The organism is Micromonospora sp. LOL_015 (assembly GCF_048060275.1).
Classification (GTDB): domain Bacteria; phylum Actinomycetota; class Actinomycetes; order Mycobacteriales; family Micromonosporaceae; genus Micromonospora_E.
Window position 1 is genome coordinate 23,271 of record NZ_JBHMIO010000029.1, and the last position, 19,640, is coordinate 42,910.

The following is a 19,640-nucleotide window of genomic DNA, read 5'->3' on the forward strand; positions in this document are numbered from 1 at the left end:
GAGTGTGCCGTATCCCGTACGTGCGTTCCGCCGGCCGCCGAACGTGCGCGTGGTCAGCTGTGCTGTGCCTCCCGGCTGGGCTGTTCAGCCGGTCAGCAACTCGTTGATCGACAGAGTTGCCCGGGTGGATCCGTGGGTCGGTCCGATACCGATGGCCGACTCCGACGAGCGAGACAACACGACACATCCCCGGCGGACTAGGAAGTAGCGGTGTGAAAAATGTGGAGTCCGAGTTGGTTTGTAGCCATATCCCCAGGCTACGGTCACCGGCGGTGACCAGATGAGTCTGATCGACCGGACCCGTAGCGTGCTCGGCCACGCCATCGAGGTCTACCGGGGCACCGCGTACGAGCGGCGGCTCAGCACCGTCCGCGACCGGCTCGACGAGCCGCTGCGGGTGGCGATCGCCGGTCGGGTCAAAGCGGGCAAGTCCACCTTGCTCAACGCGCTGGTCGGTGACCGGCTGGCCCCGACCGACGCCGGGGAGTGCACCCGGATCGTCACCTGGTACCAGGACGGACATACCTACCGGGTGCTGGCGACGCCCACCGAGGGCGAGCCACGCCAGCTCCGGTTCACCCGCGAGGACGGCGCCATCGACGTCGATTTGGGCAATCTGTCCGTCGACGACGTCGCGCAACTGGACATCACCTGGCCGTCGCAGGCACTGCGCAACGTGACGCTCATCGACACTCCCGGCATCGGTTCGCTCTCCGAGCAAACTTCCCGGCGCGCCTGGGACCTACTCGTCCCGGACGAGGAGGAGACCCCGGCCGACGCCGTCGTCTACCTGATGCGCCACCTGCACTCCAACGACGTCGACTTCCTGCGGGCCTTCCACGACGTGGAGGTGTCCCGGCCCAACCCGGTCAACGCCATCGGCATCCTGTCCCGGGCCGACGAGATCGGCGTCGGGCGGCTCGACGCGATGGCGTCCGCCCGGCGGATCGCCGAACGGCTGAGTACCGACGCGAACGTGCGACGGCTGGTGCAGTCGGTCGTCCCGGTCGCCGGCCTGCTCGCCGAGACCGCCGCGACGCTGACCGAAGTGGAGGTCGCGCAGCTGCGCCGGGTCGCCGAACTGCCGGTGGCCCAGGCCGAGCAGCTGCTGCTCTCCGCCGACCGGTTCGTGCAGAACATGCCCGAACTCGGGCTGACCACGATCGAACGGGAAGCGCTGCTGGCCCGGCTCGGCATGTTTGGTCTACGACTGTCCGCCGCGATGCTGCGCCACAACGGCGTGGCCACCGCCACCGAACTCTCCCAGGAGTTGACCGAGCGCAGCGGGCTTACCCAGCTGCGGGAGGTCCTCGGCTCACTGTTCTTCGAGCGCCGGGACGTGCTCAAGTCCCGGTCGGCGCTGCTGGCGCTCTCCGACGTCACCCGGGTCTGTGTCCGACCCGGCAGTGAGCAGGTGGCCGGCGCGGTCGAGGAGATCATCGCCTCGGCGCACCCGTTCAACGAGCTGCGCGTACTGTCCAGCCTGCGGGCGGGGTGGATCACCGGCAAGGCCCCGGTGGTCGCCGAGCTCGAGCAGGTGATCGGCGGCTCCGGTGCGGCGGCGCACCAGCGGCTGCGGCTGCCGGCCGACGCGACCACCGCCGAGGTGACCGAGAGCGCGGTCGAGGCGCTGGGCCGCTGGCAGCGGCGCGCCGAGAGCCCGATGACCCCGTACGAGCTGGCCGTGGCCGCCCGGGTGGCGGTTCGGTCCTGCGAGGGCATCATCGCCGACCAGCGGCGGCCCCGGTGACCGGGTACCCGGCGGGATCCCCCCGGCCCAGCGGCGCCGCCGGACGCTCGCCTCGTACCACTACCGTTTCCAGCAGTTGTCCGACCCTGTGGTGTGCGGCGCACCGGCGGTCGGCCACCCAGACCCGGCCATACCTGTCTCCACAAACTTCATCGGAGCAACCCTGATGTACGCACTCGGCATTGACCTTGGCACAACGTTCACGGCGGCAGCGATCTGGCGGGAAGGCCGGGTGGAGACCGTCTCACTCGGCGGCCGGAGCTCCGCGATCCCATCCGTGGTGCTGCTACGGCAGGACGAGACGTTCCTCACCGGCGAGGCGGCGCACCGTCGTGGGCTCTCCGAGCCGCAGCGGGTGGCCCGCGAGTTCAAGCGGCGGCTCGGCGACACCACCCCGATCCTGCTCGGCGGCGTACCGCAGTCGGCCGAAGCGTTGATGTCCCGGTTGCTACGGTCGGTGGTGGAGGAGGTGGCCCGCCGAGAGGGTAGCTTCCCTGCGGCGATCTGCGTCTCGCACCCGGCCAACTGGGGGCCGTACAAGCTCGACCTGCTCCGCCAAGCGGTGCGGATGGCCAACCTCGATGTGCCGGTGACCTACACCACCGAGCCCGCCGCCGCAGCGATCAACTACGCCGAGCAGCAGCGGATCGAGCCGGGTTCCATCGTCGCCGTCTACGACCTGGGTGGCGGGACGTTCGACGCGGCGATGCTGCGCAAGACCCCCACCGGCTTCGAGATCATGGGCCAGCCGGAGGGCATCGAGCGACTCGGCGGCATCGACTTCGACGCAGCGGTGTTCAACCATGTCCGGGCAACGCTCGGCGGAAAACTCGAGGAGCTCGACGAGGAGGATCCGGCGGCGATCGCCGCCGTCGCCCGGCTGCGCGACGAGTGCATTCAGGCCAAGGAGGCGCTGTCGTCGGACACCGACACCTCGATCCCGGTGCTGCTGCCCAACATCTCCACCGAGATCCGGCTCACCCGCTCCGAGCTCGAGGCGATGGTCCGCCCGGTGCTGCACGGCTCGATCGAGGCGCTGCACCGGGCCGTACGGTCCGCTGGCTGCTCGCCGGAGCAGGTGCACTCGGTGCTGCTGGTCGGTGGGTCGTCGCGGATGCCGATCGTCTCCCAGCTGGTCGGCTCCGAGCTGGGCCGGCCGGTGGCGGTGGACGCACACCCCAAGTACTCTGTCTCGCTCGGTGCCGCCTGGCTGGCCGCAGCGGAGCTGACCGGCCAGACGATGCCGGCCGGGCCCGCCCCGACCCCGACCCCGATCCCGGCTCCGCCGGCTGCGGCGACCGGCACCTACCGAGTGCCGCCGACCGCGTCGGTTCCGTCGACCGCGCCGGTTCCGCCGACCGCGTCGACCACCCCGGTCTCCGCAGCGGGCTACCGCACGTCGCCGCCGCCGGCTGGCGTCACTGGCGTTGCTTCCGTCGGACGCGGCAGCCCGGACGTCGGCAGCGGCTATCCGTCCCGTACCGAGACATTCGCTTCGGCGAACTCCATCGGCACTGAAGACTCCCCGGGGCGACGCGGTGGGGAGAAGTCGTCGGCGAAGCGTGGCCGGGGGCCGCTGATCGTGGCCGCCGCCGTGTTGGTGGTGCTGCTCACTGGCGTCGGGGTCACCTACGCGCTGACCAGCGGACAGGGCGACGACGGCCGAGAGGTTGCCAGCGGCCTGGCCACGCCCGGCCCGGACCAGGACGACGGAGCGGAACAGCCGCAGGCTCAGCAGCCGGAGCAGACCGGCGAGCCGGAGCCGGAAACCCCAGACATTCCGGCCGACGAACAGTGCACTGACGAGATCAAGAGCAACTGGACCTGGGTCTGCCTCACCTCGGCCCGGGTCGCTGGCGGCAAACTGACCGTGGAGTACGAGGCCGAGTTCGGCGGGAACCAGCCGTCCACCAACGGCGGATGGCACCTGCACATCTACGGCAGCGACGGCACCAACCCGCCGGACCACATCATGGGCAGCCACGTCCCCGACGGCCAGCAGGGATTCTGGTACGTCGAGGCCAAGCAGCCGTCGGTGGTCTGGACCGACGACCCGGCGTTCATCAACGCGGTCGGCGACCAGCCGAAGGTGTGCGCCCGGATCGCGAACTCCGCCCACGAACTGGCGCAGCACGACAACGGCAGCTACACCACCGGCAACTGCGTCAAGATTCGCTGGGAGTGACCCGGTAGCCGACCCGGACCGCGCGAGTGTTCCTGTGTGGAGATGCTGTTAGGCACGGGAACACTCGCCGGGTGGCTGTTGGATGCCGGCGGGTCTGCCGGTGACCTGGGACCGGGTGCCGGTCAGTCCGACTGGGTCGTGACGCTTGGCCGAGGGCGGTCGCCGTACAGCCGCCCTCGGTCGCCTTCACCAGCCGGGCTACCTGGGCCGGCTCCGGCGCTCGTCAGTGGCGACCGACCCGGGGCAGCCCCGGGTCGGTGTCGCGGTCGTCAACGCCGACCGAACCCAGCTGCATGAACCGCCGCAGCGCGTGTTCGACAGTCGCCCCGGTGTAGGCGGCGACGTCCCGCCTCCGTAGTACCGGCCGGACCGGGCGTCGGTGATCCGACTCGATCAGCGCGGTTACCTGATTGCGACCCTGTCCCACAGCGACTCCATACCTCGAGCGTGACCTTTGAGCGTGGTCTGCCCCACACGGCCGGGCCTACCTTATCGTCGCCGTCGGTGATCATCGAAAGGTGCACCGGCCGGCCGGTGGGTGGCCGGGACCGGTGCCCACCGGCCGTTCCGGCGGGTCCGCCGCTGCTACATCTTGACTCGCTATGACTACTCTTAGTGATTGCATTGGTCGGCCGGTGGACTTCGACGATGGTTCACGTCCGGTAGCGTCGTACCGGTCCGGTGGTCGTCCGATGGGGAGGGTTCAGGCGTGAGCTCGGTCGAAGAGGTCAAGGCAGGGGTAGCCCGGTTCGGTGACGAACTCGGCCAGCAGGTGGGGGCGATTCGGGCGAGTGCGGAGGCGCTGAGCACCAGCGGGGCCGCGCTGCGGGCGATCACCAGCGGGTCCAGCCATTCGCAGGTGGCCGAGACGATCGCCAAGGTCGAGCAGGCCAAGCAGAAGCTGGCCGAAGCGGCCGCCCTCGCGCAGAGCGCGATCGAGTCGAGCCGCGGGTACGCGTCGAGCTTCTGACCAGCCGTCGACCGGCTGTCCCGGTTGGCGGTGTGTCCCGGGCTGGTGGCCTGTCTAGGGTTGGCGGCATGGCTGACGATTCGCTTGCCCTGGACGACCTGCTCACAATCGCGACACAGGCCACCGCACGCGGTGCCGAGCTGATCCGTACCCGTGAGCCCGGACACCTGGCCGGCAAGGGCGACCGGGACTACGCGTCCGAAGTGGATCTCGCTGTCGAACGGGAGCTGCGTGCCTTCCTGGCCGACGCCACCCCGCACGTCGGGTTCCTCGGCGAGGAGGAAGGCGTCTCCGGGGTCGGCGACGGGCCCCAGTGGGTGCTGGATCCGGTCGACGGCACGGTCAACTTCGCACACGGCGTACCGCTGTGCGGGGTGTCGTTGGCCCTGGTCCGGGACCGGCGTCCGGTGGTCGGGGTGATCGAGTTGCCGCTACTGGGCAGCCGGTACACCGCGACCCTCGGCGGCGGCGCGTGGCGCGACGGCCGGCCGATCCGGGTGCGGGGCACGACGCGGCTGCCCGACGCGTTGGTCAACCTCGGTGACTTCGCGGTGGGCGACGAAGCCGCAGAGCGTAACGCCGCCCGGCTAGCGCTCACCCAGCGGATGGCCCGGGGCGCGCTACGGGTGCGGATGCTCGGCTCCGCCGCGATCGACCTGGTCTGGGTGGCCGACGGCCGTACCGATGTGTCGATCGCCCTGTCGAACAAGCCGTGGGACATGGCCGCCGGCACGTTGATCGCCCGGGAGGCGGGCGCCGCCGTCGTCGACATCGACGGTACGCCGCACAGCCTCGACTCGTTCGCGACGATCGCCGCGGCTCCACCGCTGCTCGACGAGGTGCTCGCGCAGGTACGGGCGGCGGCTGACGACGGCGGGCTCACCTGACGACGGCGACTCGCAGGTGTGCGGGATCGCCATCCGGGAACGGCAGTGGACGGCCGCGTCGGTCGACGACCGGGCGGTATCCGGGATCCGGACGGCGGCAGGGAAGGAACGGGATGATCACCAAGATCGGGCAGGAAGGGAACGTGCTCGGCTACGAGGTAGCCGGGAAACTGACCGAGCAGGAGTACCGCGACCTGGACCGGGAGCTGCGGGCGGCGATCGCCGAGTACGGCTCGGTCTCGGTCCTCGGCCGGCTGCCGGACGACAGCCGGCCGGGTATGGAGCTCTCGGCGATCGACGACCGGTTGCGGTTCGCCCGGGAGCATCTGACCGACATCGACCGGGCGGCGGTGGTCGGCGGCAACCGGGTGGCCGAGTGGGTGACCCGGGCCTCGGGCGCAATGACGCCGATCGAGCTGCGGCACTTCCACGCCGGTGCGGAGCGGCAGGCCTGGGACTGGCTGCGCCGAGCCCGCCCGGTGTGACGGCCGGTCGCACATGGGCGCCTTTCGGTGGCGGCGGGTGCGGGCTTGCTCACACCGTGGGATCGCCGGGTGCCCGGTCCGACCAGCGCCCGTACACTCGCTGGGAACACAACTTCATACCTCATCCAGAGGGGCAGAGGGACACGGCCCGATGAAGCCCCGGCAACCACCCCACCCGTCGCGCCGGTCGCAATCGGCCAGCCGGGGCAGGTGCCAATTCCGTCCCCGTCGCACCGCGCGGCGCAGGGAAAGATGAGAGGACAGCCGCCATGACGTCGCTGATCGACGCGAGCACCACCAGCCCTGACTCCGCCCCGGTGAGCACCACCAGCCCGGCCCGTGTCCTGGTCTGTCGCGGCTGCGGTGCCGAGTACCCGCTCGCCGCGCAACACGCCTGTTACGAGTGTTTCGGGCCGCTGGAGGTCGGCTACGACCCGGCGGCTCTCGCTCGCGTCACCCGGGCCGACATCGAGGCGGGTCCGGCCAACATCTGGCGGTACGCCCCGCTGCTGCCCGCTGGCCAGGACCCGGCCACTCGGGTCAGCCTGGATCCCGGCTTCACCCCGCTCGTCCCGGCCGCCGCGCTCGCCGCCGAGCTCGGCATCCGGGCGCCGCTGTGGGTCAAGGACGACAGCGCCAACCCGACCCACTCGTTCAAGGACCGGGTCGTTTCCGTCGCTCTCACCGCCGCCCGTACGCTCGGTTTCTCCCGGTTTGCCTGCGCCTCCACCGGTAACCTGGCCAACTCGGTCGCCGCGCACGCCGCCCGCGCCGGCGTACCGTCGATCGTCTTCATCCCCGGCGACCTGGAACCCGGCAAGATCGTCACCACCGCGGTGTACGGCGGTGAGCTGGTCGCAATCGACGGCTCCTACGACGACGTGAACCGGCTCTGCAGCGAGCTGGTGGAGACCGACGAGTTCGAGGACACCGCGTTCGTCAACGTCAACGTGCGGCCGTACTACGCGGAGGGGTCCAAGACGCTCGGCTACGAGGTGGCCGAGCAGCTCGGCTGGCGGATTCCCGAGCAGGTGGTGATTCCGATGGCCAGCGGGGAACTGCTCACCAAGGTGGACAAGGCGTTCACCGAGCTGGTCGAGATCGGCCTGGTCGACGCGCCGGCGAACGGTTGGCGGGTGTTCGGCGCGCAGTCCGCCGGCTGTAACCCGATCGCGACCGCGCTGCACCGCGACACCGACCAGATCGTGCCGGTGAAGCCGACCGGGATCGCCAAGTCGCTCAACATCGGTGACCCGGCCGCCGGTCTGTACGCGTTGGAGGCGGTGCAGCGCACCGGTGGCTGGATGGACTACGCCGACGACGACGAGATCCGGGAGGGGATCCGGCTGCTGGCCCGGACCACCGGGGTGTTCGCCGAGACGGCCGGCGGGGTAACCACGGCGGTGCTGAAGAAACTGGTCGACAGCGGACAGCTGGACCCGACCGCCGAGACGGTCGTCTACAACACCGGCGAAGGTCTGAAGACCATCGACGCGGTCGCCGGGCAGGTCGGCCCGACTCACCGGGTGAAGCCGTCGTTGCGTTCGGTTCGTGCGGCCGGACTACTCGGCTGACCTTCTGACCAGCACACCCTCCACTGCATCGGCTGATCGGCGTACGCCGATCAGCCGATGTTCATGTGCGGTCCGTAGTCAGTGTTTTGCCATAGGTCGAGAAAATACGCCGGTGGGGTCTTGACGACTGCACTTGCACGGCGCAGGATGCTCTGTGCGGGAGGACGACTCGCCGTAAGGGCCCCGACCGAGCTTGGCAACAATCTCAACCCCGGGTCCCAACGACCGGCGGCGCCGGAGGCGCTGTGCGAGCGTCCTCCCGACCAACGTCCCCCGGCCGGTAATTGGGTCGCGCGGCTGGCCCGGCCCCGTCACGCTCGACGGCATGGACATCACCATCACCCCGCTGGATCCGGCCGACGAGGCCGCCTTCGAGCAGGCGTACCAGATCAGGCGGTCGGCCCGCTTTGTCCCGGACATGCCGCCGGCGCCCCGGCAGTGGTTCGAGGCCCTGCTGCGGCATCAGCGGCACAGCGTACGGTACGAAGCCGCGTTGGCCAGTGTGGACGGCGTACCGGTCGGGCTGGTCGCCATGGAGTTCCCGTTGCTCGACAACCTCGACAACGTCGGCGTGGACATCCAGGTGGCCCCCGCGCACCGGCGGCGCGGCATCGGTCGAGCGCTGTACGCGTACGCCGTGCGGCGGGTCCGGGAGACCGGCCGGACCCGGATCATGGGGCACTCGGCGGACACCATGCCCGGCGGCGTCGCCCGCGACCCGGCGCCGACCGCCTTCGCTCACGCCATGGGGGTCAAATCGGCCCTGGTCGAGGCGCGCCGTCGGCTCGAAATCGACACCGTCGACCAGCCGGCGCTCGACATGATGCTCGCCGAGTACTGGCACCGCGCCCCTGGCTACGAGCTGCTGACCTGGGTCGGGCCCTGCCCGGAGGAGTACCGCGCCGATCTCGCCTACCTGGACGGGCGGATGGTGACCGACTCGCCAATGGGTGACCTGGAGTGGGAGCCGGAAAACGTCGACGCCGACCGGATCCACGAAGCGGATCTGGCCCGAAAAGCGGCCCGCACCCGCAGCTACCACACGGTGACCCGGCATCTGGACAGCGGCCGGATCGTCGCCTGGAGCAACATCACCCGGCCAGCCGAACCGGACTGGCACGCCTACCAGCAGATCACCATCGTCGCCCCGGATCATCGCGGACACCGGCTGGGCACCATCGTCAAGATCGAGAACCTGCGGTTCACCTTGCGCCACGAACCGGCGCTGCGGGTGATCGACACCTGGAACGCCGACAGCAACCAGCACATGATCGCGATCAACGAGGCGATCGGCTTCCGGGCGGTCGACATCTGGCAGAACTGGCAGCAGACCATCTGAGGCATGATGGCGGAATGACGGAGACCCCGCACCCGCTGTACGTCACGCATGCCGACACCCTGGCCCGCGCGCTGACCGCGATCGCCGAACGCGACTACTGGTCGGCCTACCCCGAGTCGCCGAGCCCGCGGATCTACGGCGAACACGCCGCCGCCGAGGGCGCGGCGGCGTTCCACGCCTATCTGGGCAAGGACTTCCCCCTCGACCAGCCCACCGCCACCGGCGAAGCGGTCGCCACCGACGACAGCCCGTTCGGCATCGAACTCGGCGTCCGGTACCCCCGCGCCGACGTCAACCAGCTGATCACCGCCGCCCAGGCCGCGCTGCCCGCCTGGCGTGACGCCGGACCGCGCAGTCGGGCCGGCGTCTGTCTGGAGATTCTCGCCCGGCTGCACGAACACAGCTTCGAGCTGGCCAACGCGGTGCAGTTCACCACCGGTCAGGCGTTCGTGATGGCGTTCCAGGCCGGCGGGGCGCACGCGCTGGACCGCGCCCTGGAAGCCATCGCCTACGCGTACGCCGAGATGACCCGCCACCCGCGCACCGCCGGCTGGGAGAAGCCGACCGGCCGCGGCGAGCCGCTGCGGATGACCAAGACATTCCATGTGGTGCCGCGCGGCGTCGCCCTGGTGATCGGCTGCCACACCTTCCCGACCTGGAACTCCTACCCGGGGCTGTTCGCCTCCCTGGTCACCGGGAACCCGGTGCTGGTCAAACCACACCCCGGCGCGGTGCTGCCGCTGGCGATCACCGTCCGCTACGCCCGCGAGGTGCTCAGCGAGGCCGGCTTCGACCCCAACCTGGTGCAGCTCGCCGCTGAGGCGCCGGGCGAGCGGCTGGCGACCGTCCTCGCCGGCCGCCCCGAGGTGCGGATCATCGACTTCACCGGCTCCACCGAGTACGGCGACTGGTTGGAGGCCAACGCCCGGCACGCCACCGTCTACACCGAGAAGGCCGGCGTCAACACGATCATCGTCGACTCCACGGCGGACTTTGTCGGCATGTGCCGCAACATCGCCTTCTCCTTGTCACTCTATAGCGGACAGATGTGCACCACGCCGCAGAACATCCTGGTGCCGGCCGGCGGCATCGAAACCGATCAGGGGCGCAAGAGCCCGGACGAGGTGGCCGCCGGCATCGCCGCCGCGATCGGCAAACTGACCGGCGATCCGGCGCGGGCGGTCGAGCTCATCGGCGCGATCGTCGACGACGCGGTCCTCGACCGGCTCGCCGCAGCGGCGAAGCTCGGCGAGCCGGTGCTGGAGTCGCGGGAGATCAGCCACCCGGCGTACCCGAACGCAGTGGTGCGTACCCCACTGGTCGTCAAGCTGGGCGCGGACGCCGACGACGTCTACGGCCGGGAGTGGTTCGGGCCGGTCAGCTTCGTCGTCGCCACCGGGTCCACCGCGCGCAGCGTCGAAGTATTCCGGCGTACGGTCACAGCCCGCGGTGCGCTGACCGCCGGCGTCTACTCGACCGACCAGCAGGTGCTCGCCGACGTGGAGGCCGCCGCGCTGGACGTCGGTGTGCACCTGTCGGCGAACCTCACCGGCGGGGTGTTCGTCAACCAGTCGGCCGCCTTCTCCGACTTCCACGCCAGCGGTGCCAACGCCGCGGCGAACTCGGCGTTGACCGACGGCGCGTACGTCGCCGGCCGGTTCCGGATCGTCCAGTCCCGCCGGCACGTCTGAAACGTCCAGTCCCGCCGGCACGTCCGACCCGCCACGGATGCCGACCGGCCCGGCCAGCTGGCCGGGCCGGTCACGCCGGCCGGCGCATCTGCAACTCGGTCAGGTCCGGCCGGGTCGGGTGTGGCAGACGCACGCCGGTGTCGGCGAAGCCGAGCCGCTGGTACGCCCGTACCGCCCGGTCGTTGCCGACCACCACCTCCAGCAGCAGCTCCGGCCGACCGGTCGCGCGTGACCAGGCGGCGACCGCGTCGACCAGTTCGGCGAGCAGGTTCCGGCCGCGCCAGGCCGGGCTGATGTAGACGGCGAACAGGACGGACACCGACGCGTCGTCCCGCCAGACGTGCGCTCCCGCATGCGCCACGAACCGCCGGCCGGCCGGCTCGCCAGCCGGTGCCGGGCCGGCTTCCGGGGTGGCCGGTCCGGTCTCGGCCACGAACTGGGCGATCAGGTCACCGACGGCGGACCGGGCCGCCCGCTCGGCGTACTCGTGCAGCGGACGGGCCGCCGCGTCGGCGAGCCGCTCGATGAACGCCAGCGGCGAATCGGCGAGCATCTCCAGCCGCAGCGCGCGCATCCGGGCGGCGTCGTCGGCCCGGATCCGCCGGACCGCGGCCACCGGCGGTACGACGTGAGCGGGGCCGGTCCCAGTTTCCACGTCGGCATGCTCGCCCGGCGCGGCTTCGCAGACAACCGGAATCCCGCCTTCGGCCCGGCCCGTACCGGTCACGCCACCAGCCGCCGACGGTCGCGCCCTCGCCGGCAACGGGGTCACGCGACCAGCAACAAAGCCGTGCCGAGTTGCCGGCAGTAGGCGATGCCGTGGTCGAGCCCCTGCCGCCCGGGGTAGCGGGCCAGCGCGCCGATCACCCAGGTCTCCCCGATCGCGAGGCAGCTGATGTGCCAGAGCCCGTCCTCGTCGCGCAGCAGCCAGCCGTTCTTGATGGCGATGGTGGCCGCGTACTCGGCGGTGAGCGCGTCCCGTGGGCCGAAGTCGCCTGCGCCGCGGACGGCGCGCATCTCGGACAGCAGCCACGGCGTCCACTGCGGCCCGGCCGCCCGTCCGTCGGCGATGCAGCGCCCCAGCCTGGTGACATCGCGGGCGGAAACGACCGTGTTGCTCCACCGGTCGCGCTCCGGGGCCGAGTCGGTCAGCCCGCAGAGCCGTACCATCCGCTCGATGGACTCCCGGCCACCGACCCGGTCGTAGGTGGCGTCCGCGCCGGGATTGTCGCTGTCCCGGATGATCGACGACAGCTGGGCCAGCTGGGGTGTCCGGAGCATGTTGCCCTGCTCGTCGGCGCGGCGCAGGTCGTCGGCAGCCAGCCACACCTTGATCAACGACATGGTGTCGCTCTGCGCGGTGAAGTTCGGTGACCCGGTGATCAGCCCGGTACGCCGGTTCAGCGCCGCCCAGGAGAAGAATCCGTCGGTCGGTGTCGGCACCGGGCCGGCGCGCAGCAACACGCTGCGCTGCTGGTGGTCGTGGTCCTGGTCGGCGACGGTCCAGCCCGGCTCGCGCGGCGGTGGTTTGCCGGCGTCCCCGGGCAGGCCGCCGGTGAACGCCGACAGCACGATGAGTAGCCCGACGGCGGCGGCCGCCGGGTGGCGTTGGCGGACGCGGTCGCGTCGGGGCACGGTGCGGTCCGACCGTCGGGCGGCCCGGCTGCCAGGCGCGCGATGCCGTCCGGGCTTCACGTTCTGCGGTGTACGGGACACACGTGGTCAACGAAATGTGGTGCCAGGGAGACTTGACTGGGGGTTGATGTCCCCTTTTGGGATAGTGCGGTGCCGTCAGACCTCGTGTAGCGTGCGATTCCGGCTGCTGTACTCGGGCAACCCGTACGAGAGTCCCGATCGGTGGCTCCGGCCGGCGAACACGCCGGTCAGAGGGCCGGCAGAGGCCCGGCACGACAGAAGTGAGGAAGTGCACCGTGGCACAGGGCACCGTGAAGTGGTTCAACAGCGAAAAGGGCTACGGTTTCATCGCGGTCGACGGGGGTCAGGACGTCTTCGTCCACTTCTCCGCCATCGAGATGGACGGTTACAAGGCGCTCGACGACGGGCAGCGCGTCGAGTTCGAGATCGCTCAGGGGCAGAAGGGTCCTCAGGCGGAGAGGGTCCGGGTCATCGCCTAGTCACCCTGCTGGCCGGCGCGGTCACCCTGCTGGCCAACTGCGCGTTCGGTGGCCGGTGCGGCCGCCCGACCGGACGGCGACGTAGCTGATAGCTCGACACAGGTCTGCGCACCCGCAAGGCGTCGGTTCTCCTCGTGGAGCCGGCGCCTTTCATCGTTTCGCCGCCCGGCGATCCTGCCCACCCGATCTTGACCGTGACCGCCGTCTGCGGCCGTGCGGCCCGAAGGGGTACGTCGGGCGGCAAGTTGCTGTTCGCTTGCACTCGACAGGGGAGAGTGCTAAACAAGGATTGGCACTCGCCAACCGGGAGTGCCAAAGGTCGGGGCGGTGGGGCCACCGCCGTCGTCCCGCTTCGCGGGGTGACGGAGATGGCCGGTCGTCGCGGGCTATCCGGCCCGGCCGGCGGACGTCACTGTCATTGGGTAGCGACGTCCGAAGGTGCGTAGAGCAGGCGGCATGGCGGAGCTGACCGGCTCCGGTGCTGCGAGCGTCCAGGAGGACAACGCCGTATGGCCAAGATGATCGCGTTCGACGAAGAGGCGCGCCGCGGTCTCGAGCGGGGTATGAACACCCTCGCCGACGCCGTCAAGGTGACGCTGGGCCCGAAGGGCCGCAACGTCGTGCTCGAAAAGAAGTGGGGCGCTCCCACCATCACCAACGATGGTGTGAGCATCGCCAAGGAGATCGAGCTCGAGGACCCGTACGAGAAGATCGGCGCCGAGCTGGTCAAGGAGGTCGCCAAGAAGACCGACGACGTGGCCGGTGACGGCACGACGACGGCGACCGTCCTGGCCCAGGCCCTGGTCCGCGAGGGCCTGCGCAACGTCGCGGCCGGCGCGAACCCGATGGCCCTGAAGCGGGGCATCGAGGCCGCCGTCGCCAACGTCGCGGAGGAGCTGAGCAAGCTCGCCAAGGACGTGGAGACCAAGGAGCAGATCGCGTCCACCGCGTCGATCTCCGCCGGAGACGCCAGCGTCGGCGAGATCATCGCCGAGGCGATGGACAAGGTCGGCAAGGAAGGTGTCATCACCGTCGAGGAGAGCAACACCTTCGGCCTGGAGCTGGAGCTCACCGAGGGTATGCGCTTCGACAAGGGCTACATCTCGCCCTACTTCTGGACCGACCCGGAGCGGATGGAGGCCGTCCTCGACGACCCCTACATCCTGATCGTCAACAGCAAGATCTCCTCGGTCAAGGACCTGCTCCCGATCCTGGAAAAGATCATGCAGTCGGGCAAGCCGCTGCTGATCATCGCCGAGGACGTCGAGGGCGAGGCGCTGGCCACCCTGATCGTCAACAAGGTACGCGGCACCTTCAAGTCGGTTGCCGTCAAGGCTCCCGGCTTCGGTGACCGCCGCAAGGCGATGCTGACCGACATCTCGATCCTCACCGGCGGCCAGGTCGTCAGCGAGGAGCTCGGCCTGAAGCTCGACGCGGTGACCATCGACATGCTGGGCCGGGCCCGCAAGGTCCAGGTGACCAAGGACGAGACCACGGTCGTCGACGGTGCCGGCGACGCCGAGCAGATCCAGGGCCGGGTCAACCAGATCCGGGCCGAGATCGAGAAGAGCGACTCCGACTACGACCGCGAGAAGCTGCAGGAGCGGCTGGCCAAGCTGGCCGGCGGCGTCGCGGTGATCAAGGTCGGCGCGGCCACCGAGGTGGAGCTCAAGGAGCGCAAGCACCGCATCGAGGACGCGGTGCGCAACGCCAAGGCAGCCGTCGAGGAGGGCATCGTCCCCGGTGGTGGCGTCGCTCTGGTGCAGGCCGGCAAGACCGCCTTCGACAAGCTCGACCTGGTCGGCGACGAGGCGACCGGCGCGCAGATCGTGAAGATCGCGCTGGACGCCCCGCTGCGGCAGATTGCCGTCAACGCCGGCCTCGAAGGCGGCGTCGTGGTGGAGAAGGTCCGCAACCTGGAGGCCGGCCACGGCCTCAACGCCGCCAACGGCGACTATGTGGACCTGCTGCAGGCGGGCATCATCGACCCGGCCAAGGTGACCCGGTCGGCGCTGCAGAACGCCTCGTCGATCGCGGCGCTGTTCCTGACCACCGAAGCCGTGGTGGCGGACAAGCCGGAGAAGACCCCGGCCCCGGCGGGTGCGCCGGGCGGCGGCGAGATGGACTTCTGAGTCCAGCCACGCCGCAGTAGCGACAGAACCGCAGGGCGGTTACCGGGCAGCTTCCCGGTAACCGCCCTGCGGCGTCTCCGGCCGAGCGGCGATCAGCCGCCGGACCGGGCGGCGTGCACCGCCGCGTACGCGTCGACCAGACCGGCGCCGGTGAGGTTCGCCGGGTCACCGCAGGTGTCACCGCCGCCGAGGCCGGCCTCGGCGGCGGTCTGCCGCAGGATCCGCGCCGTGCCGTCCAGGTCACCAATCAGCTCCGGTCGCGCCGACCACAGCAGCGCCACCACCCCGGCCACCTGCGGGGTCGCCATCGACGTACCGTCCAGCGCCGCGTACCCGCCGCCGGGCATCGCCGACAGCACGTCGGCGCCCGGTGCCACCAGGTCCGGTTTGACGGTGCCGTCCGGCGCCGGGCCCCGGCTGGAGAAGTCGGTAACCTCCCGGTCGGCGTCTACCGCGCCGACGGTCAGCACATCGGTGTACGGGGCCGGCGGGTCATCGACCGAGCTGCAGAACGGGCCGGTGTTGCCGGCCGCGGCCACCATCATCAGCCCGGCGGCGGCCAGCGCCTCGGTGGCCGGCCGCAGCGAACTCAGGTCGCAGCCTTCCAGCTCGGGGCAGCCCCAGGAGTTGGTGAGCACGTGCGGAGCGCGTTCCGGTCGCCCGTCGGCGAACGGGTCGCCCCCGGTCGGGAACGGGGCCAGCATGAACTGCAGGCAGTCCAGGTAGCGTGCCGGGTTGCCGAGGTTGCGGTCCAGGTTGACACAGCCGACCCAGGACGCACCCGGGGCGACGCCGATCGAGGTGTCGCCGACGGCCGAGCCGAGCGTGTGGGTGCCGTGTCCGTTGTTGTCGGTCGGGGTACCGGTGCCGTTCCACGGGTCGAACCAGGAGTCGTCGCCGCCCCGGAACCCGTCCGCGAGCGCCGGATGGTCGCCGTCCACCCCGGAGTCCGAGGCGCCGACCACGATGCCGGCGCCGTCGACACCGAGCTCCGTCCAGACCCGTTCGGCACCGAGCATGGTGATGTTCCACGGCGGGGTACGCGGAGCGGGCTGGTCGCCCCGTTCGGGCTCGACCGTGGCCGGCAGCGGCCGCAGTTGCTGACTGATCAGCACCCGGTCGACGTCGTCCCGCCGGGTCAGCCAGGGCCGCAGCGCCGGCCCGGCGTCCACCTCGATCGCGTTGACCAGGTAGTACGGCGAGTAGGACAGCCCCCACCGGTCCAGATCGTCGCGCAGGTCGGCCTGGCTGGCCTCGGCGGTGTCGACCAGCCGTTGGAAGACCGTCCGGACCCGTTCGTCGCGGGCCTGCGGTCCGGTGCCGCGCGGCACGTCGGACAGATCGGCCTGTTCCCGCAGCATCACGAACAGCCGTTCGCCGTGCAGCCCCGGCTGCCCGACGGCGAGGTGCACGGCGGCACCGGCCGCCGCCAGCACCACGACGGTGGCCACCGCCACCCGCCGCAGTGGTCGACCTGCCAGCCGTGGTGGTCGACCCGCCCGTCGCCGACCGAGACCGAAGCCGAGGCCGACACCCAACGCGAGTGCCAGCGCCATTCCGACGCCGGCACCGACCGACGCCCAGAACGGTAGGTCACGGCCGATGGCCAGGAGCAGCGATACCTCTTCCGGGTCGAGCAGGGCCAGCGGTCCGCCGACGGACAGCCCGGCCAGTACGCCGACCGGCGCGCTGGACCGGTCGGCGGCCCAGCCGATCGCCGCAGCCGCGTACCCGATCGGCGGCAGCACCAGGATCGCGGCCAGCTGCCCGCCGGGATGGCCGATGCCGGCGGCGAGCAGCAGCAGCCCAACCCCGGCGGCCGTCCCGCCGAGCAGGATGGTGCGCACCGCCGAGCGCCCCTGCGGGCCGGCACCGATCGCCGTCCAGAACCGCCGGGGCAGCAGTTCGGCGGCGTACCAGCCGGTCGCGGCCGCTGCGGCGACGGCGAGTGCCGTCTCCACCGCGCCGCCCAGCGCGCCGACCCACCACCAGGGCAGCAGCATGACCAGCCCGGCCGCGACGGCGAGTAGCACAGCGACCATCCGGTCCGCCTTGTCAGACTGAGCGTGAGCTGGCTCGGCCGGACCTGACTGAGCCCGACCTGACTCGGCTTGAGCCGGCTCGGCCTGGTCCGGTTCGGCCCGGCGCCGTAGCGCCCGCAGCCCGGCGGCGCCGCCGGCGGCGAGCACGGTGAGCGCGGCCAGGTACAGCTCGTGGTGGACGGTCGGTACGGCCCGCAGCAGCCCGAAACCGCCGAGGGCGAACGCGGCGACCAGCCAGGCCCGGCCGGTCGCCCGTACCGCCGGTGACCGGGGCACCAGCGCCAGCAGCATGGTGGGTACGCCGACCAGCAGCGCGTTGCCGAACGCGATCAACGGCCAGACCACCGCCGGGGTGGGCAACCCGCTGGCCAGCAGGACCTGATCGGTCAGCCAGCCGCCAGCCTGCGCGAACACCGTCACACCGACCGACCAGATCGCGATCGCCACCGCGGCGACCGTCGGCCACACGCTGGCCGGCGGCGGCCCGGCGGCGGCGGACGGCTGCATCGGGTACGGCGGCGGCACCGGGTAGGGCTGACCGGGGTACGGGTAGCCGGGATGACCGGGCGGCTGCGTCATGTCCGCCACCCTAGGCGGCGGGATACGGTGGAGAGGTGCGTGACCCTGCCGTCTCCCGGTACGCAGCCGGCCAACTGTCCGTGACCCGCCGCGCCGCCGATCTGCGCCGCCTCCGTGGCGAGCGGTTCGACGTACTGGTGATCGGGGGTGGGGTGACCGGCGTCGGCGCCGCGTTCGACGCCGCGTCCCGTGGGCTCAAGGTGGCGCTGGTCGAGGCCCGCGACTACGCCGCCGGCACGTCCAGCCGGTCCAGCAAACTGATTCACGGCGGGCTGCGCTATCTGGAGCAGCTCGAGTTCGGGCTGGTGCACGAGGCGTTGACCGAGCGTGGGCTGCTGGCTTCCCGGATCGCCCCGCACCTGGTCCGGCCGGTGCCGATCCTGGTTCCGCTGCCGCAGGGCGGCGCCAGCGGGCCACGGGCGCTGCCCGGCCGGGTCTGGCGGCGGGCCTACTACGGCGCCGGGGTCGCCGCGTACGACGTGTTCGCCGGGGTGTTCGGCGGCGGTCGGGGGATGCCGCTGCACCGGCACCTGTCCCGCGAAGGCGCCCGGCGGGTCTTCCCCAGCCTGCGGTCGGACGCCGTCGCCGGTGCCGTGCGCTACTACGACGGTCAGGTCGACGACGCCCGGCTGGTGGTCACCCTGGCGCGGACCGCAGCCAGTCTCGGCGCGGCCGTGGTGACCAGCGCCCGCGCCGTCGGCCTGCTGCGCCAGGCCCGCGAGGTGACCGGGGTGCGGGTCCGGGACATGGAGGCCCGGCCCGGCGATCCGGACGCCGAGTTCGAGGTACATGCCCGTACCGTCATCGCGGCCACCGGAGTGTGGAGCGACGACGTGTCGCGGATGCTCGGCGACGTCGGGGTTCGGCCCGGCCTGCGGGTACGCGCGTCGAAGGGCGTGCATCTGGTGGTGCCCCGGTCGGCGATCACCGGTGAGGCCGGGCTGATCCTGCGTACCGCCACCTCGGTGCTGTTTGTGCTGCCCTGGGGCGGGCACTGGATCATCGGCACCACGGACACCGACTGGCGGCTCGACCGCGCCCACCCGGCCGCCTCCGAACGCGACATCGGCTACCTGCTGGACCAGGTGAACACGGTGCTGGACCGGCCGCTGGCGCCGCGCGATATCGAAGGGGTGTACGCCGGTCTGCGGCCGCTGTTGTCCGGTGAGGCGGACTCGACGTCGCGGCTGTCCCGCGAGCACGCCGTGGTCGAGCCGATGCTGGGTCTGCTGCTGGTGGCCGGTGGCAAGTACACGACGTACCGGGTGATGGCCGCGGACGTGGTGGACCGGGCGGCGGCCCGGCTCGGGGTGGACCGGCCGTCGCGGACCGCCGACCTGCCGCTGCTCGGTGCCGACGGGTTCGCCGCGATGTGGCGGGACCGGGCCGACGTGGCCCGCCGGCACGGCGTCCCGGTCGGGGTGCTGGAGCACCTGCTGGAGCGGTACGGCACCCTCGCGGTGGAGCTGCTGGCGTTGATCGACGACGATCCGCTGCTGGCCAGCCCGGTGCCCGGCGCACCCGAGTACCTGGCCGTCGAGATCGCGTACGCGGCCCGCGCCGAGGGCGCGCTGCACCTGGACGACGTGCTGACCCGGCGGACCCGCATCTCGATCGAGACGCCGCACCGGGGCAACGAGTCGGCCGGGCACGCCGCCGAGGTGATGGGCCGGGTGCTTGGCTGGGACGAGGCTGTGCGGGACCGCGAGGTGGAGCACTACCGGGCCCGGGTGGCGGCGGAGCTGCAGTCGCAGCGGATGCCGGACGACGCGACCGCCGATGCGGCGCGCCTCGGTGCGGCGGACGTCCGTGGCTTCGCCGCCGACCGGGGTGTGGACTGGCCGACCGACTCCGGTATGCCGACCGGCTGA

The 19,640-nt window shown here is 71.3% G+C and carries 15 protein-coding genes and 1 riboswitch; of the genes, 11 read left to right on the forward strand and 4 right to left on the reverse strand.

The genetic code is table 11. The features are described 5' to 3' along the window. Nucleotides 1-280: 280 nt before the first annotated feature. Together ACFHWU_RS21060 and ACFHWU_RS21065 are read left to right on the forward strand one after the other, a co-directional pair. The gene (locus ACFHWU_RS21060; RefSeq protein WP_416551884.1) at nucleotides 281-1,750 is read left to right on the forward strand and encodes a dynamin family protein; all 1,470 of its coding nucleotides are present in this window, start codon (nucleotides 281-283) and stop codon (nucleotides 1,748-1,750) included. Between the two features lie 166 nt (nucleotides 1,751-1,916). Next, complete coding sequence (locus tag ACFHWU_RS21065; protein ID WP_416591377.1) at nucleotides 1,917-3,935, forward strand: Hsp70 family protein; 2,019 nt, start codon at nucleotides 1,917-1,919, stop codon at nucleotides 3,933-3,935. Between the two features lie 223 nt (nucleotides 3,936-4,158). Here ACFHWU_RS21065 and ACFHWU_RS21070 read toward each other — a convergent pair whose 3' ends face one another. Beyond that, on the reverse strand, nucleotides 4,159-4,362 hold the full coding sequence (locus ACFHWU_RS21070) for a hypothetical protein (RefSeq protein WP_416551882.1): 204 nt from the start codon (nucleotides 4,360-4,362) through the stop codon (nucleotides 4,159-4,161). 282 nt (nucleotides 4,363-4,644) lie between these two features. Here ACFHWU_RS21070 and ACFHWU_RS21075 point away from each other — a divergent pair, with 282 nt between their 5' ends. The 6 genes from ACFHWU_RS21075 (at nucleotide 4,645) to paaN (ending at nucleotide 10,881) form a co-directional block, all read left to right on the forward strand. Next, nucleotides 4,645-4,905, forward strand: coding sequence for a hypothetical protein (locus tag ACFHWU_RS21075; protein ID WP_278171781.1), 261 nt, complete (start codon nucleotides 4,645-4,647; stop codon nucleotides 4,903-4,905). Nucleotides 4,906-4,973: 68 nt separating this feature from the next. Then, nucleotides 4,974-5,792 (forward strand): inositol monophosphatase family protein, encoded by an 819-nt coding sequence (locus tag ACFHWU_RS21080; protein ID WP_416551881.1) that lies wholly within the window; start codon nucleotides 4,974-4,976, stop codon nucleotides 5,790-5,792. Between the two features lie 113 nt (nucleotides 5,793-5,905). Next, complete coding sequence (locus ACFHWU_RS21085) at nucleotides 5,906-6,277, forward strand: STAS/SEC14 domain-containing protein (protein WP_416591378.1); 372 nt, start codon at nucleotides 5,906-5,908, stop codon at nucleotides 6,275-6,277. 118 nt (nucleotides 6,278-6,395) lie between these two features. Beyond that, nucleotides 6,396-6,536, forward strand: a riboswitch (SAM riboswitch). A gap of 10 nt (nucleotides 6,537-6,546) precedes the next feature. Continuing rightward, complete coding sequence (gene thrC / locus ACFHWU_RS21090; protein ID WP_416551879.1) at nucleotides 6,547-7,851, forward strand: threonine synthase; 1,305 nt, start codon at nucleotides 6,547-6,549, stop codon at nucleotides 7,849-7,851. Nucleotides 7,852-8,176: 325 nt separating this feature from the next. Then, a complete protein-coding gene (locus ACFHWU_RS21095; RefSeq protein WP_416591379.1) occupies nucleotides 8,177-9,190 on the forward strand; it encodes a GNAT family N-acetyltransferase in 1,014 nt (337 codons plus the stop codon). Nucleotides 9,191-9,204: 14 nt separating this feature from the next. Further along, nucleotides 9,205-10,881, forward strand: coding sequence for a phenylacetic acid degradation protein PaaN (gene paaN, locus ACFHWU_RS21100; RefSeq protein ID WP_416591380.1), 1,677 nt, complete (start codon nucleotides 9,205-9,207; stop codon nucleotides 10,879-10,881). Between the two features lie 70 nt (nucleotides 10,882-10,951). Here the strand turns inward: paaN and ACFHWU_RS21105 are convergent, their stop codons facing one another. Together ACFHWU_RS21105 and ACFHWU_RS21110 are read right to left on the reverse strand one after the other, a co-directional pair. Further along, nucleotides 10,952-11,455, reverse strand: coding sequence for a GNAT family N-acetyltransferase (locus ACFHWU_RS21105; RefSeq protein ID WP_416552084.1), 504 nt, complete (start codon nucleotides 11,453-11,455; stop codon nucleotides 10,952-10,954). Between the two features lie 194 nt (nucleotides 11,456-11,649). After that, the gene (locus ACFHWU_RS21110) at nucleotides 11,650-12,516 is read right to left on the reverse strand and encodes a serine hydrolase (protein WP_416591381.1); all 867 of its coding nucleotides are present in this window, start codon (nucleotides 12,514-12,516) and stop codon (nucleotides 11,650-11,652) included. Between the two features lie 296 nt (nucleotides 12,517-12,812). On the opposite strand from ACFHWU_RS21110, the gene ACFHWU_RS21115 reads away from it, so the two are divergent. Both ACFHWU_RS21115 and groL read left to right on the forward strand, forming a co-directional pair. Beyond that, nucleotides 12,813-13,016 carry a cold-shock protein gene (locus ACFHWU_RS21115; RefSeq protein ID WP_067305333.1) on the forward strand — a complete coding sequence of 68 codons (204 nt, stop codon included), beginning with the start codon at nucleotides 12,813-12,815 and terminating at the stop codon, nucleotides 13,014-13,016. 509 nt (nucleotides 13,017-13,525) lie between these two features. After that, nucleotides 13,526-15,148 (forward strand): chaperonin GroEL, encoded by a 1,623-nt coding sequence (groL, locus tag ACFHWU_RS21120; RefSeq protein ID WP_416551875.1) that lies wholly within the window; start codon nucleotides 13,526-13,528, stop codon nucleotides 15,146-15,148. Nucleotides 15,149-15,240: 92 nt separating this feature from the next. On the opposite strand, the gene ACFHWU_RS21125 is transcribed toward groL, so the two are convergent. Further along, nucleotides 15,241-17,697, reverse strand: a complete 2,457-nt coding sequence (locus ACFHWU_RS21125; RefSeq protein WP_416591395.1) for a S8 family serine peptidase — start codon at nucleotides 17,695-17,697, stop codon at nucleotides 15,241-15,243. A 107-nt stretch (nucleotides 17,698-17,804) separates the two neighbouring features. Here ACFHWU_RS21125 and ACFHWU_RS21130 point away from each other — a divergent pair, with 107 nt between their 5' ends. Further along, a complete protein-coding gene (locus ACFHWU_RS21130; RefSeq protein ID WP_416591382.1) occupies nucleotides 17,805-19,640 on the forward strand; it encodes a glycerol-3-phosphate dehydrogenase/oxidase in 1,836 nt (611 codons plus the stop codon).

Bases quoted from the DNA above. Each gene is read 5' to 3' on its own strand.
- ACFHWU_RS21060 (WP_416551884.1), top strand. From the start codon at position 281: ATGAGTCTGATCGACCGGACCCGTAGCGTGCTCGGCCACGCCATCGAG.
- ACFHWU_RS21065 (WP_416591377.1), top strand. From the start codon at position 1,917: ATGTACGCACTCGGCATTGACCTTGGCACAACGTTCACGGCGGCAGCG.
- ACFHWU_RS21080 (WP_416551881.1), top strand. From the start codon at position 4,974: ATGGCTGACGATTCGCTTGCCCTGGACGACCTGCTCACAATCGCGACA.
- ACFHWU_RS21085 (WP_416591378.1), top strand. From the start codon at position 5,906: ATGATCACCAAGATCGGGCAGGAAGGGAACGTGCTCGGCTACGAGGTA.
- thrC (WP_416551879.1), top strand. From the start codon at position 6,547: ATGACGTCGCTGATCGACGCGAGCACCACCAGCCCTGACTCCGCCCCG.
- ACFHWU_RS21095 (WP_416591379.1), top strand. From the start codon at position 8,177: ATGGACATCACCATCACCCCGCTGGATCCGGCCGACGAGGCCGCCTTC.
- paaN (WP_416591380.1), top strand. From the start codon at position 9,205: ATGACGGAGACCCCGCACCCGCTGTACGTCACGCATGCCGACACCCTG.
- ACFHWU_RS21105 (WP_416552084.1), bottom strand. From the start codon at position 11,455: ATGCGCGCGCTGCGGCTGGAGATGCTCGCCGATTCGCCGCTGGCGTTC.
- groL (WP_416551875.1), top strand. From the start codon at position 13,526: ATGGCCAAGATGATCGCGTTCGACGAAGAGGCGCGCCGCGGTCTCGAG.
- ACFHWU_RS21125 (WP_416591395.1), bottom strand. From the start codon at position 17,697: ATGCAGCCGTCCGCCGCCGCCGGGCCGCCGCCGGCCAGCGTGTGGCCG.